14 protein-coding genes are annotated in these 12,316 nt (G+C 74.3%); 11 read left to right on the top strand and 3 right to left on the bottom strand.

Annotation, left to right across the window (positions count from 1 at the left end):
• Positions 1-119: 119 nt before the first annotated feature.
• From ACI78V_RS04470 to ACI78V_RS04455, 4 genes are all read left to right on the top strand, one after another.
• Positions 120-746: a TetR/AcrR family transcriptional regulator gene (locus ACI78V_RS04470; RefSeq protein ID WP_456849317.1), complete on the top strand. Its 627-nt coding sequence runs from the start codon at positions 120-122 to the stop codon at positions 744-746.
• A gap of 112 nt (positions 747-858) precedes the next feature.
• The gene (locus tag ACI78V_RS04465; RefSeq protein ID WP_456849315.1) at positions 859-1,284 is read left to right on the top strand and encodes a hypothetical protein; all 426 of its coding nucleotides are present in this window, start codon (positions 859-861) and stop codon (positions 1,282-1,284) included.
• Positions 1,285-1,376: 92 nt separating this feature from the next.
• Positions 1,377-1,541, top strand: coding sequence for a hypothetical protein (locus ACI78V_RS04460; protein ID WP_456849436.1), 165 nt, complete (start codon positions 1,377-1,379; stop codon positions 1,539-1,541).
• 37 nt (positions 1,542-1,578) lie between these two features.
• Positions 1,579-1,953, top strand: a complete 375-nt coding sequence (locus ACI78V_RS04455; protein ID WP_456849313.1) for a LapA family protein — start codon at positions 1,579-1,581, stop codon at positions 1,951-1,953.
• Positions 1,954-1,962: 9 nt separating this feature from the next.
• Here ACI78V_RS04455 and ACI78V_RS04450 read toward each other — a convergent pair whose 3' ends face one another.
• A complete protein-coding gene (locus ACI78V_RS04450; RefSeq protein ID WP_456849311.1) occupies positions 1,963-2,790 on the bottom strand; it encodes a DUF2182 domain-containing protein in 828 nt (275 codons plus the stop codon).
• Positions 2,791-2,794: 4 nt separating this feature from the next.
• Positions 2,795-3,397 (bottom strand): DUF1326 domain-containing protein, encoded by a 603-nt coding sequence (locus tag ACI78V_RS04445; protein ID WP_456849310.1) that lies wholly within the window; start codon positions 3,395-3,397, stop codon positions 2,795-2,797.
• 189 nt (positions 3,398-3,586) lie between these two features.
• Here ACI78V_RS04445 and ACI78V_RS04440 point away from each other — a divergent pair, with 189 nt between their 5' ends.
• The 3 genes from ACI78V_RS04440 (at position 3,587) to ACI78V_RS04430 (ending at position 6,028) form a co-directional block, all read left to right on the top strand.
• Positions 3,587-5,431 carry an acyl-CoA dehydrogenase gene (locus tag ACI78V_RS04440; protein ID WP_456849308.1) on the top strand — a complete coding sequence of 615 codons (1,845 nt, stop codon included), beginning with the start codon at positions 3,587-3,589 and terminating at the stop codon, positions 5,429-5,431.
• Between the two features lie 159 nt (positions 5,432-5,590).
• The gene (locus ACI78V_RS04435) at positions 5,591-5,812 is read left to right on the top strand and encodes a hypothetical protein (RefSeq protein ID WP_456849306.1); all 222 of its coding nucleotides are present in this window, start codon (positions 5,591-5,593) and stop codon (positions 5,810-5,812) included.
• Positions 5,813-5,836: 24 nt separating this feature from the next.
• On the top strand, positions 5,837-6,028 hold the full coding sequence (locus ACI78V_RS04430) for a hypothetical protein (protein ID WP_456849304.1): 192 nt from the start codon (positions 5,837-5,839) through the stop codon (positions 6,026-6,028).
• Between the two features lie 183 nt (positions 6,029-6,211).
• Here ACI78V_RS04430 and ACI78V_RS04425 read toward each other — a convergent pair whose 3' ends face one another.
• Positions 6,212-7,576, bottom strand: coding sequence for an MFS transporter (locus tag ACI78V_RS04425; protein WP_456849302.1), 1,365 nt, complete (start codon positions 7,574-7,576; stop codon positions 6,212-6,214).
• Between the two features lie 263 nt (positions 7,577-7,839).
• Between ACI78V_RS04425 and ACI78V_RS04420 the strand changes: the two genes are divergently transcribed.
• Genes ACI78V_RS04420 through ACI78V_RS04405 form a run of 4 tightly spaced genes read left to right on the top strand, consistent with a single transcriptional unit; the run spans position 7,840 to position 12,316 of the window.
• Positions 7,840-8,595: a 3-hydroxybutyrate dehydrogenase gene (locus tag ACI78V_RS04420; RefSeq protein WP_456849300.1), complete on the top strand. Its 756-nt coding sequence runs from the start codon at positions 7,840-7,842 to the stop codon at positions 8,593-8,595.
• Complete coding sequence (locus tag ACI78V_RS04415) at positions 8,580-10,535, top strand: helix-turn-helix domain-containing protein (RefSeq protein WP_456849298.1); 1,956 nt, start codon at positions 8,580-8,582, stop codon at positions 10,533-10,535. The genes ACI78V_RS04420 and ACI78V_RS04415 overlap by 16 nt, the downstream gene beginning before the upstream one ends.
• Positions 10,536-10,562: 27 nt before the next feature.
• Positions 10,563-11,489 (top strand): 3-methyladenine DNA glycosylase, encoded by a 927-nt coding sequence (locus ACI78V_RS04410; protein ID WP_456849296.1) that lies wholly within the window; start codon positions 10,563-10,565, stop codon positions 11,487-11,489.
• Positions 11,486-12,316, top strand: a complete 831-nt coding sequence (locus tag ACI78V_RS04405; RefSeq protein WP_456849294.1) for a tyrosine-protein phosphatase — start codon at positions 11,486-11,488, stop codon at positions 12,314-12,316. Before ACI78V_RS04410 ends, ACI78V_RS04405 begins: the two co-directional genes overlap by 4 nt.

Raw genomic sequence — 12,316 nt, 5'->3', positions numbered from 1 at the left:
CACCGATCCCCGGGGTCCCGGCCAGCCCGGGCGCCTCTCGTCACTCACTGCGACCAACCGGCGCCGGATCCCGGCGTGCCGCGAACTGATCCGTCACGGGCTGGGGCAGCATCCCCGACGTGACCGCAGCCGCCCTCCCCCTCGCCGCCGACGACGCCTCGGTTCCCGTCCGCCGGAGCCGGGCCGAGCGGCAGGCCATCGTCCTGGACACCGCCGAGCGGCTCTTCGCCAGCCGCAGCTCCCGCAGCGTCGGCATGGACGAACTGGTCAGGGAGACCGGGCTCGGCAAGATGACGGTCTACCGGCTCTTCAAGAGCAAGGACGACCTCGTCGGCGCCTACCTGGCCCGCAAGGCGGCCACCGTGCTCGCCTTCATCGACGCCGAGCTGGTGCGCCTCGAGGGTGACCCGCGGGCCGCGCTGCTGGCGGTCGTCGACGCCGTCGAGCGGGACGTGACCCGCACCGGCTTCCGCGGCTGCCCGTTCACCAACGTCAGCAGCGAGTACGACGACCCGCAGCACCCCGCGCGCAGCGCCGCCGCCGACTACAAGTTCGAGCTGCACGCCCGCCTGGAGCGGCTCGCCGACCAGGTCGCGCCCGGCGCCGGCGACGACCTCGCCGCGCAGGTCCACCTGATCATCGACGGGATGTACCTCTCCGGCGGGTTGCTCGGCCCCGACGGCCCCGCCGCCCACGGCCGCGCGCTCGCCGAGCGGCTCATCGACGCCGCGATCGCCGCCCGCTGAGCCCCTCGGGGGTCCCGGGGACCGCACCCCGACGCCTCGACCGCGCGTCGCTGCGGGCCCCCTCCTCGACGGTCGTCCGGCGGACCGGCGCGGTGCCCCGCACGATGGGGCGGTGAGCACCGACCGCAGCCGCCCCGACCTCGACGACACGACCGTGGAGGGCCTCGGCAAGCTCTCCGAGGCCCTGGAGACGATCGAGCAGGCCCGCGGCCAGCTCTACGGCTTCCACCAGCACTCGGGGAAGGCCGACCTGCTCCTGCAGGACGCCGTCGAGCTGTTCCGCGAGGCCGGCCACACGCAGCTGGCCGACGACCTCGACCGTGACCTGGTGGGCCGCAACGTCATCGCCGACCGGTGGACCTTCCAGATCGTCGAGGACTACGACGCGAACTACTGGTCGGTCTTCCGCGACTTCGACGAGCGGGCCCGCACCGAGCTGGCCGACGGCGACCGGCACGTCTACGAGGCGCGGATGAAGCAGCGCGAGCGCACTCACGGCCACCCGCACCACGAGGCCGGTCCCGTTCTCGACGAGTAGCCGGGCCCGGCCCCCAGGACACGGGCAGCGGCTCGGCGGCGGTCGGGGACGGCCGCCGGGCGCGGTGTCGCCCGGGGGGCGACGATGTCGTCGTGACGATGCCCGAGCCCTCCGACGACCGCGACGTCCAGCCCCTCGGCGGGGAGGTGGCCCCTCCGGCCGACCCGGAGTCGCAGGGCGGCACCGAGGGCCCCGCCTCCGGCGTCGCCGGGCCCAGCTACCCGCCGGCGGGGAGCGAGCCCGACGCGGACCGGTGACCGTGCGACATCCGGCCGGGAGCAGGAGACTCGTCCTGTGACGTCTCCCGGCTCGCCCGTCGACCCCCTGGGCACGACCGCGGGCACACCCGGCACCTCCGGAGCACCCGGCACCGGCTACGGCACGACCGGCCCCACCGGTGGCACTCCCGCGCCGACGACGGCCCGGACGTCGACCGAGCGGCACGCCGGCCGCACCATCGGCCGCACCCTGGCGCTGGCCCTGCTCCTGACCGTCACGGTCATCCTGGTGCTGTTCGTCGTCTTCAACACCCAGACCGTCGACATCAGCCTGGTGTTCGGCAACGTCGACGCCCCGCTGGTGGTGGCGCTGCTGATCGCCGCCGTCCTGGGCGCGCTGGTGGGGTGGCTGAGCAGCCTCGTGCTGCGCGCCCGCCGCCGCAACCGCTGACGACGGGCGTCAGGAGCCCATCTCCGGCATCTCCTCGGCCATGTAGCCGCCGGGCACGGTGAGGGCCGGGACGACGTCCGGGGCGGCCAGCACCAGCACGCCGAGGCCGAACAGCAGGGCCGCCGTCCCGTAGGTCGCCACCCTGCGCCAGGGCAGGGTCTTCTCGACCGCGATGAGGCCGGCGACCAGAGCCATCCACACGATGCTCATGACCCCCAGGGCGAACAACGACGCCATCAGCGCCCAGCAACAGCCCACGCACCAGGCGCCGTTGTGCGCGCCCATGCGGAGCACACCCCACCGGCCCTCCCGCCACGAACCCAGCAGGAAGCCGAGCGGGCTCCGACACCTGCCCAGGCAGACGTCCTTGAGCGGGGTCAGCTCGTACACCGCCGCGACGACCAGCGTGGCGCCCGCGACCCAGCGGCCGGCGCGGTCCCAGGCGAGCACGTCGCCCGCGAGGCGGTCCAGGGCGGTCAGGAGCCCGAAGGCCACCAGGCCGGCGAGGGCCCAGGTGACCAGGTAGCCCGCCACGAACAGCAGGGGCGAGAGCGGCGACCGCTGCCGGGTCATGCGGGCGTACAGCGCGACCGTCGGTGCGACCGACGGGAACATCATCGCGGCCATCATCACGATCCAGACCCCGAGGAACCACCCCAGCGTTCCCAGTCCGGTCCAGGGCCCCCCGTCCATGCCGCGCATCTGCCGGGCCGTCCACCACCAGCCGGCGCCGGCGAGGGTGAACAGCACGGCGACCAGCCCGAGCCGGACCCGGACGGCGGCGAAGGCGGGTGCGAGGCCGCCTCGGGCAGCGCGGTCCCGGGCGCCGACGCTCATCGCGTCAGGCGGACCAGGCGAACCCGGCGTGGGACACGCCGGTCTTCCCCTCGTACGAGATGCCGAAGGCGTTGATGCGCGAGCGCCGTGCCTCCGCCATCGTCAGGTCCGGGGCGACCGGGTGGAACGCGCCGTTGAAGCGCACCGGCTGACCGTTCTCGACGCCGAACGGGACGATGTCCTCGATCTCGAAGTCGATCGCGTCCCCGACCCGCACGCTGTGCAGCAAGCCGTCGTCGCGCATCTCGATCGCCGCCCGCTCGACGCCGACCACCTCACCCACGAGCGGGGCCAGAGCGGCCATCGGACCGCCGAGCTGGCCGCCGAAGACCTTGACCAGCTTGTCGAACTGCTCGTCGTCGGCCTGGTCGTCGACGTACATCCCGAGCCGCCAGTTGCCCTCGGTCATGACCTTGGGCGTGTCGATGATCGTCACGACCCGGCGGCCTCGGACGTCGGTGCCGTCGACCTCGCCCTCGCGGATGTCGAAGGCCAGGGTCGCCCGGCAGAAGTCGTACGTGGCCCCGTGGTCGAACGAGAGGTTGCAGGGGCACATCAGCTCGCAGGAGCAGGTCTCGGCGTAGCTGCCCTCGAGGTGCCAGGCCATGGCAGGTCCCCCTCCACGAGGAGGCCAGTGTCCTGCCGTCTGGGGAGAGGGGTCAACCACCTCCGGAGCAGGCTCCCGGTGCACCCCTCCCGGAGGAGTTCCTTGCCCCGGTTACCCGCCGGTAATACCGTTTGTTACCCGCGGGTACGAACTCGCCGGACGCCGGCACGGGACACGGGAGCACGACGCATGGGCCACTACACCGCGAACCTGCGGGACCTCGAGTTCAACCTCTTCGAGTTCCTCGACACCAAGGACCGGTTCGGCACCGGCCCGTTCGAGCAGATGGACGCCGAGACCGCGCGCGGTGTGCTCACCGAGATCCGCCGGCTGGCCGAGGGCCCCATCGCGGCCTCCTTCACCGACGCCGACCGCAACCCGCCCGTCTTCGACCCGGCCACGTCCTCGGTGACGCTCCCCGGGTCCTTCAAGAAGTCGGTCGAGGCGCTGCACTCCGGCGAGTGGTACCGCCTGGACCTCTCCGAGGAGCTGGGCGGCTTCGGCGCCCCCGCGGCCCTGACCTGGGGCGCGTTCGAGATGGTGCTCGGTGCCAACCCGGCCGTGTTCATGTACGGCTCCGGCCCCGCGTTCGCCCAGACGCTGTTCGACCTGGGCACCGAGGACCAGAAGGAGCTCGCCCGCCTGATGATCGACCGCGGCTGGGGCGCCACGATGGTGCTCACCGAGCCCGACGCCGGCTCCGACGTCGGCGCCGGCCGCACCCGGGCGGTGCGGCAGCCCGACGGCTCGTGGCACATCACCGGGGTGAAGCGGTTCATCACCTCCGCCGAGCACGACCTCTCCGACAACATCGTCCACCTGGTGCTGGCCCGCCCCGAGGGCGCGGGGCCGGGCACCAAGGGGCTGTCGCTGTTCGTCGTCCCCAAGTTCCACGTGGACCTGGAGACCGGCGAGCTGGGCGAGCGCAACGGCGCCTACGTGACCAACGTCGAGCAGAAGATGGGCCTCAAGGTCTCCACGACCTGTGAGGTCACCTTCGGCGACGGCCCGGTCCCGGCCCGGGGCTGGCTGGTCGGCGAGGTGCACGACGGCATCGCCCAGATGTTCCGGATCATCGAGTACGCACGGATGTTCGTCGGCACCAAGGCGATCGCCACGCTGTCGGCCGGCTACCAGGTGGCGCTGGACTACGCGAAGAACCGCGTCCAGGGCGCGGACCTGACCGCCTCCGGCAAGGACGCTCCGCGGGTCCCCATCACGCGACACCCCGACGTCCGCCGTTCGTTGATGCTGCAGAAGTCCTACGCCGAGGGCATGCGCGCGCTCTACCTGTACGCCGCCAGCCTCCGCGACCGGGTGACCGAGGCCCAGGCGGCGGGCACCGCCGACAGCGAGGCCGCGACCCTGGCCGCCCGCGTCAACGACCTGCTGCTCCCGGTGGTCAAGGGCTTCGGCTCGGAGCGGGCCACCCAGCTGCTCACGCAGGAGTCGCTGCAGACCCTCGGCGGCTCGGGCTTCCTGCAGGACTACCCGGTCGAGCAGTACATCCGCGACTCCAAGATCGACACCCTCTACGAGGGCACGACGGCGATCCAGGGGCAGGACTTCTTCTTCCGCAAGATCGTCAAGGACGGCGGTGTCGCGCTGACCTGGCTGGCCGGCCAGGTCCGGGCCACCATCGAGGCGGAGACGGGCAACGGCCGGCTCAAGCAGGAGCGTGCGCTGCTGGCGACCGGCCTGGGCGACGTGCAGGCGATGCTCACGGCCATGTTCGGCCACCTCACCGCCGCCCAGCAGGACGTGACCGAGCTGTACAAGGTCGGCCAGAACACCTCCCGGCTGCTGCTGGCCACCGGTGACCTGGTCACCGCGTGGCTGCTGGTCCGCCAGGCCGAGGTGGCCCTGGCCGCCCTCGCCGGCGAGGTCAGTGACAAGGACCGGCACTTCTACGAGGGCAAGCTCGCCGCCGCCCGCTTCTTCTGCACCCAGGTGCTGCCGCGGCTGGCCTCGGAGCGGGTCATCGTCGAGCAGACCGACAACGCCCTGATGGAGATCGACGAGTCCGCCTTCTGAACGGTGCGGACCCGCGGTTCTGCACCGTGCACGTCCGCGGACGTGCCCGCACCGCCGCCGCGGCCGGTGGCCGTCTCCCCCGGGAGGCGGCCACCGGCCGTTTCAGGGTCGGGCCAGCGGGCATGGGCCCGGGGACGACGAGGTCCCCAGGAGGCTCCCGTGACCGATCCGCAGGGCAGCGACCGGATCCAGCAGGACATCCCCACCGCGTCGGGCACCGGCGACAACAGCAGCACCGGGTCCGGTTCCAGCTTCGACGACGTCCCGCTGACCCGCGAGGAGGCCGTGGAGCGGGACGCCGCCCAGCCCGACGACCTGCCGGCCAAGGCCGAGACCGCACCGGCGCGTGCCGAGCGCGGCGGCGCGGGCGGCGGCGCCTGACCCCGACCAGACCGAGGAGCACACATGAGCGAGTCCGACCCCACCGGCTACCGCGAGTCACCCGACACCACGGACGGGCCGACCAACACCAACATGGTCGACGGCGTCCCGGGCGAGGACCGCTCGGACGGCAGCGAGCGGGACGTCACCCTCACCACCGACGACGACGCCCAGCACGACGACGGGGTGGTCCGCCCGGGCAACGCCCCGGACTGAGGACGGGCGGGCCTCAGAGCCGGCCGTGCCGGCACGCGGCCCCCACGGCCGCGTGCCGGTTGGGCGCGACGAGCTTCGCGGGCAGGAAGCCCCCCGGCACGGGTGCGCGGTTCTCACGACTTCCGGCGACAAACGCCACGGGCGGCCCATGACACGTGTCATGGGCCGCCCGTGGCGGTGGGGTCAGACCGACGCGGTGGGGCGGCGGCTCTTCACGACGACGGCCTTGTCCTCGGCGAGGTCGCGCTTGCCCGTCTCCCCGTAGGTGGCGACGGCGACCAGCGTGACCACGGCGCAGGCCACGATGTAGAGGCCGACGGCGAAGACGTTGGGGTCGTCGAAGCTGCCCAGCAGGGCCAGGGCGATCAGCGGCGCCGGTGCGCCGGCCACCAGGGAGGCCAGCTGCGCGCCGACCGAGACGCCCGTGTAGCGCGCCTTGGTGCCGAACAACTCGGAGAAGAACGCCGCCTGCGGGCCGTACATGGCGCCGTGGAACAGCAGTCCGACGGTGATCGCGACCACGGCGAGCAGGAAGTTGCCGGTGTCGAGCAGGCCGAAGAAGGCGAAGGCCCACACGCCGACACCCAGGGCGCCCAGGAGGTAGACCGGCTTGCGGCCGACCCGGTCCGACAGCGCCCCCCACAGCGGGATGGTCACCAGGTGCACCGCCGAGGCGATCAGCACCGCGTTGAGCGCGAAGGAGGAGTCCAGCCCGACCACGTTGGTCAGGTAGGTGAGGCTGAAGGCGGTCAGCAGGTAGAAGGAGACGTTCTCGGCGATCCGGGCCCCCATGGCGGTGAGCACCTCGCGCTTGTACCGGGTGAGGACGGTGACGATCGGCGCCTTCTCGGTCACCCCGCTCGCCGCGGCCTTCGCCTCGGCCTCGCGCTGGGCCTCGAGGAACACCGGCGACTCGCTCACCGTCAGCCGCACCCACAGGCCGACCAGGATGAGCACCGCCGACAGCAGGAACGGGATCCGCCAGCCCCAGGCCTCGAAGGCCTCGTCGGACTGGAAGGTGGCCAGCAGGGCGAGGACGCCGGTGGCCAGCAGGTTGCCCGCGGGCGCGCCGGCCTGCGGCCAGGACGCCCAGAAGCCGCGGTGCTCGGGCTTGCCGTGTTCCGAGACGATGAGGACCGCACCGCCCCACTCGCCGCCGAGCGCGAAGCCCTGGACGAGCCGCAGCAGGATGAGCAGGACCGGCGCGAGTACGCCGACGGAGTCGTAGGTGGGCAGCAGGCCGATGCAGAAGGTGGCCCCGCCCATCATCATCAGCGAGATCACCAGGAGCTTCTTGCGGCCGAGCCGGTCCCCGAAGTGGCCGAAGATCAGCGCGCCCACGGGGCGGGCGAAGAAGCCGACGGCGTAGGTGGCGAAGGCGGCCAGCACCCCGACGAACTCGTCCTGCTCCGGGAAGAACAGCGGGCCGAACACGAGCGCGGCTGCCGAGCCGTAGAGGAAGAAGTCGTACCACTCGACCGTGGTACCGATGATGCTCGCGCCGACGACGCGGCCGAAGCGCGTGCCGGAGCTTGCGGGTGCGGACATGAGCTCTCCTCGTCGGGTGTCCGCCGGGCGGCGGCGCTACCTGTCGGGACCGACGCTAGGGGCGTGTGGCCTGCACCACCATGTGGGGAACGGGCCGTTCCCGCCACCGCGTCATGTGGCGTGACCACACAGACCCCGGTCCGTCGGTGCCGTCGTCGACGGGTCGGTGGCCGCGGTCGTGTGGGCGACCGCCACCGCGGGCCGCCGGACCGTGTGGGGCGCCGCCGTGCGCGACCCGGTGGCACGCCCCTACGGTGTCGGCCATGAGCGCTGCGGGCGGACTGGCGGGACGACGGGCACTGGTCACCGGAGGGGCCTCGGGCATCGGCCGGGCCTGCGCGGTACGGCTGGCGGCGGAGGGCGCAGCCGTCACGGTGGTGGACCGCGACGCCGAGGCCGCCCGGGCGGTCGCGGAGTCGGTCGGCGGCACCGCCGCGGCCGTGGACCTGACCGACCTGGACGCGATCGACCGACTCGACCTCGACGTCGACGTCCTGGTCAACAACGCCGGGCTGCAGCACGTCGCCCCACTGCACGAGTTCCCCGTCGACCGGTTCTCGCTGATCATCCGGCTGATGCTGGAGGCACCGTTCCGGTTGGTCCGCGGGGCGCTCCCGTACATGTACGGCCGCGGCTGGGGCCGGGTCGTCAACGTCAGCTCCATCCACGGCCTGCGGGCCTCGGCGTACAAGAGCGCCTACGTCACCGCCAAGCACGGCCTCGAGGGGCTGTCCAAGGTCATCGCCCTGGAGGGCGCCCCGCACGGGGTCACCTCCAACTGCGTGAACCCCGCCTACGTCCGGACGCCGCTGGTGGAGGGGCAGATCGCCGACCAGGCCAAGGCGCACGGCCTGTCCGAGGACGAGGTCGTGGAGCAGGTCATGCTGGCCCCGGCCGCGGTCAAGCGGCTCATCGAGCCGGACGAGGTGGCCGAGGCGGTGGCCTACCTGTGCTCCCCCGCGGCGGCCTCGATCACCGGCAGCTCACTGGTCATGGACGGCGGGTGGAGCGCGCACTGAGGGAGGGCCCCCTCCCCACCCCGGCGCACACTCGGGGCGGGGCCCGGACCGGGGCCGCGGCGGGCGGGGCCGCCGAGTTCTTCACGCTGGTGCTCGAGGACGCCGCCGCCATCGAGTACGAGGGCCCGCTGGTTCGCGCCCGGGCCGCGGGCGCCGACGCGGCGGAGCTCGCCGAGCTGGAGCGGGTCAAGCTCCTGGCGCTGCAGGTGCGCGAGGCGTTCGCCGCCCGCCGCCGGCGGGAGTCCGAGCTCTCCGCGCTGTTCGACACGGCCAGCGACCTCGCGGCGCTGCGCGGCGTGGACTCGGTCCTCACGGCGATCGTGCGGCGCGCCCGGCAGCTGCTCGGCACCGACGTCTCCTACCTGACCCTCAACGACGACGTCCGCGGCGACACGTACATGCGGGTGACGGACGGTTCCGTGTCGGCCCGGTTCCAGGCACTGCGGCTGCCGATGGGAGCCGGGCTCGGCGGCCTGGTCGCCCAGACGGCGGCGCCCTACGCCACCGGCAACTACTTCACCGACGCCCGGTTCTCGCACACCGACGAGATCAACGGCGGGGTCAGGGAGGAGGGCCTGGTCGCGATCCTCGGCGTCCCGCTGATCCGCGGGTCACAGGTGGTCGGGGTCCTGTTCGCCGCCGACCGCAGCGCGCGGCTGTTCGACCGGTCGGAGGTGGCGCTGCTGGGCTCGCTGGCCGCGCACGCGGCGATCGCCCTCGACAACACCCGGCTGCTGGAGGAGACCCGCACGGCGCTGGACGAGCTGTCCACGGCGTCGCGGGAGCTGCGCGCCCACGCCGTGTCGGTCGAGCGGGCGGCCGCGGCCCACGACCGGTTCGTCGACGTCGTCCTGCACGGGGGCGGCGTGGAGGACGTCGCCGCGGCCGTCACCGACGCCCTCGGGGGCGCGGTCACCGTCGTCGACGCCGACGGCCGGGTGGCCCCGCCGTCGGAGCGTGGCGGGGACCTCGCCCTGCCGCCGGCCGGCGTCCTCGCGCGCGCCCGGTCCACCGGGCGGACGGTGCGGGAGGGCGACTGGTGGGTCGCCGCGGTGACCGCCGACAGCGAGCTGCTCGGCGGCCTCCTCCTGCACCGGGACGACGAGCTCTCCGATGCCGACCAGCGCATCCTGGAACGGGCCGCACTGGTGACGGCCCTGCTCCTGCTCATCCGGCGCACGGCCGCCGAGGCCGAGGGCCGCGTCCGCGGCGAGCTGCTCGAGGCCCTGCTCACCCCGCCGCTGCGCGACCCCGACGGCCTGCACGAGCGCGGCCGCCGGCTCGGGGCGGACCTGGACCGGCCGCACGCGGTCGTGGTGCTGCAGGTCGAGGAGGCCGTGCGGGACCGGGCGCGTGCCGCTGCCGACCACCTGGCTGCCACCCGCGGCGGGCTGGCCGGGCTGCACGGCGGCCGGGTGGTGCTCTGCCTGCCGGAGCTGGCGCCCGGCGCCGCGGCCACGCTCGCCCGCCGCGAGGTGTCCGCGGCGGTGGCCCGCCCGGTGACCGCCGGAGGCGGCGGGCCGGCCCGGGGCGCGGCCGGGATCGCGGGCGCGCACGCCGAGGCGCAGCGGTGCGCGTCGACGCTGCAGGCACTGGGCCGTGGCGGGGAGGCGGCCGGCGCCGAGGAGCTGGGGTTCGTCGGCCTGCTCATCGGCGAGGGGCGCGACGTCCGCGGGTTCGTGACGGCGACCCTGGGCCCGGTGCTGGAGTACGACGCCCGCCGGGGGACCGAGCTCGGCGCCACGCTGCAGGCCTGGTTCGACACCGGCACCTCCCCCGCCCGCGCGGCCGAGGCGCTGGGGGTGCACGTCAACACCGTGACCCAGCGGCTGGACCGGGTGGGCCGGCTGCTGGGCGCGGGGTGGTCGTCACCCGCCCGCGCGCTGGAGGTCCAGCTCGCGCTGCGGCTGCACCGGCTCACCGGCGCGGCCGTCGGCTGACCGACGACCCCCTCCTACCCTGGGCGGGTGCCCCCCGAGCCCGTCCACCTGCCCGCCGGGGTGTGGGCGGCGCGGTCGGCGGCGCACGCGGAGCGGGCCGACGCGCTGACCGCCGGGCACCGCGCCCGGAGGGCCACCGGGCAGCGGCACGCGGTCGAGGACTTCCTCTACGAGTACTACGGCACCCGCCCGTCGGTGCTCCGGCGTTGGCACCCCGGGGCCGGCACCGCGCTGGCGCCGTCGGAGGACGGTCCGGCCCCGCACGCGGCCTGGCGCTGGTACGGCACGGACGACGAGGGGACCGTCGCCCTGGACGTGGCCGCCTTCCTGGCCGACCGCGGGGACACCGCCGGCTTCGTGCACCGGCTGCTGACGGCCACCGCCTCGCGGCCGGCCTTCTCCGGCTGCTTCGGGCTGCACGAGTGGGCGATGGTCTACCGGCAGGACGAGCACCGGCACCCGCTGCCGCTGCGGCTGGGCCAGGCCGGCACCGACGCGGTCGTCGAGTCGCACCCGGTCCGGTGCACCCACTTCGACGCCTTCCGCTTCTTCACCCCCGCCGCCGTGGGCCTCAACCAGCTCACGCCCACCCGGGCGACCCAGCCGGACCTGGAGCAACCCGGCTGCCTGCACGCGACGATGGACCTCTACAAGTGGGCGACCAAGCTGGGCCCCGCCGTCCCCGGCGAGCTGCTGCTGGACTGCTTCGAGCTGGCCCGCGACGTCCGGGAGCTGGACATGCGCGCCTCCCCGTACGACCTGCGCGGCTACGGGCGGGCGCCGGTCCGCATCGAGACGCCGGAGGGACGCGCGGAGTACGCGGCCGCCCAGCGCGGGTTCGCCCGGCGCGGCGCGGTCCTGCGCACGCGGTTGACGGCGGTCACCGGGGCGTTGCCCGCCGTCCCCGACGGTGGCGCCGCGACGTCGCCCGTGGGTCGTACCGTCGGGAGGTGACCTCCACGCGCACCGACCGCTGGCTGCGGCTCGACGGGACGACCAACACCCGGGACCTCGGCGGGCTGCCCACACACGACGGCGGGACGACGCTGCCCGGGCGGGTGCTGCGCAGCGACAACCTGCAGACGCTGAGCGACGCCGACGTCCGCCGGCTGGTCGGCGAGGTGGGCCTGCGCGAGGTGATCGACCTCCGCACGACCGCGGAGGTGCTGCTGGAGGGCCGCGGCCCGCTGCGCGCGCTGCCCGAGGTGACCCACCGGCACTTCACGCTGCTGCCCGAGCGGGGCCACCACACCGACGTCTTCGCCGTGGAGGACGCCGACGTGCCCGAGTTGCCCGCGGACTGGGCGGAGTCGTTGCTCCCCCGGCAGGTGGCCGAGCACGACGCCGGGGAGCCGCCGGCCGTGCGCTCCTACCTGGGTTACCTGGAGCACCGGCCGGAGAACGTGCTCGGCGCCCTGCGGGCGCTCGGCGCGGGCACCGGCGGTGCCGCGGTGGTGCACTGCGCCGCGGGCAAGGACCGCACCGGCGTCGTGGCGATGTTCACCCTGGCCGCCGCCGGTGTCCCCCACGAGGAGATCGTCGCCGACTACGCGCTGACCGCCGAGGTCATCGAGGCGCTGGTGGCCAAGCTCGCCGCCTCGCCCACGTACGCGGAGGACATGACCAGCCGCGACATCGCCACCCACACGCCGCGGGCGGAGACGATGGACCGGTTGCTCGCCCTGCTCGACGACCGGCACGGCGGTCCGCTGGGCTGGCTCACCGAGCACGGCTTCGGGCCGGAGGAGCAGGCGGCGCTGCGCGCGCGGCTGCGCGGCTGA

Source organism: Geodermatophilus sp. SYSU D00742 (assembly GCF_054049935.1).
Note: the sequence above shows the minus strand (reverse complement) of the source record. Positions and strands in the feature narration are given on the sequence as shown.

Excerpts from the sequence above, each read along its gene's own strand:
- ACI78V_RS04450 (WP_456849311.1), bottom strand. The coding sequence starts at position 2,790 with ATGAGCGTCGGCGCCCGGGACCGCGCTGCCCGAGGCGGCCTCGCACCC.
- ACI78V_RS04445 (WP_456849310.1), bottom strand. The coding sequence starts at position 3,397 with ATGGCCTGGCACCTCGAGGGCAGCTACGCCGAGACCTGCTCCTGCGAG.
- ACI78V_RS04440 (WP_456849308.1), top strand. The coding sequence starts at position 3,587 with ATGGGCCACTACACCGCGAACCTGCGGGACCTCGAGTTCAACCTCTTC.
- ACI78V_RS04430 (WP_456849304.1), top strand. The coding sequence starts at position 5,837 with ATGAGCGAGTCCGACCCCACCGGCTACCGCGAGTCACCCGACACCACG.
- ACI78V_RS04425 (WP_456849302.1), bottom strand. The coding sequence starts at position 7,576 with ATGTCCGCACCCGCAAGCTCCGGCACGCGCTTCGGCCGCGTCGTCGGC.
- ACI78V_RS04420 (WP_456849300.1), top strand. The coding sequence starts at position 7,840 with ATGAGCGCTGCGGGCGGACTGGCGGGACGACGGGCACTGGTCACCGGA.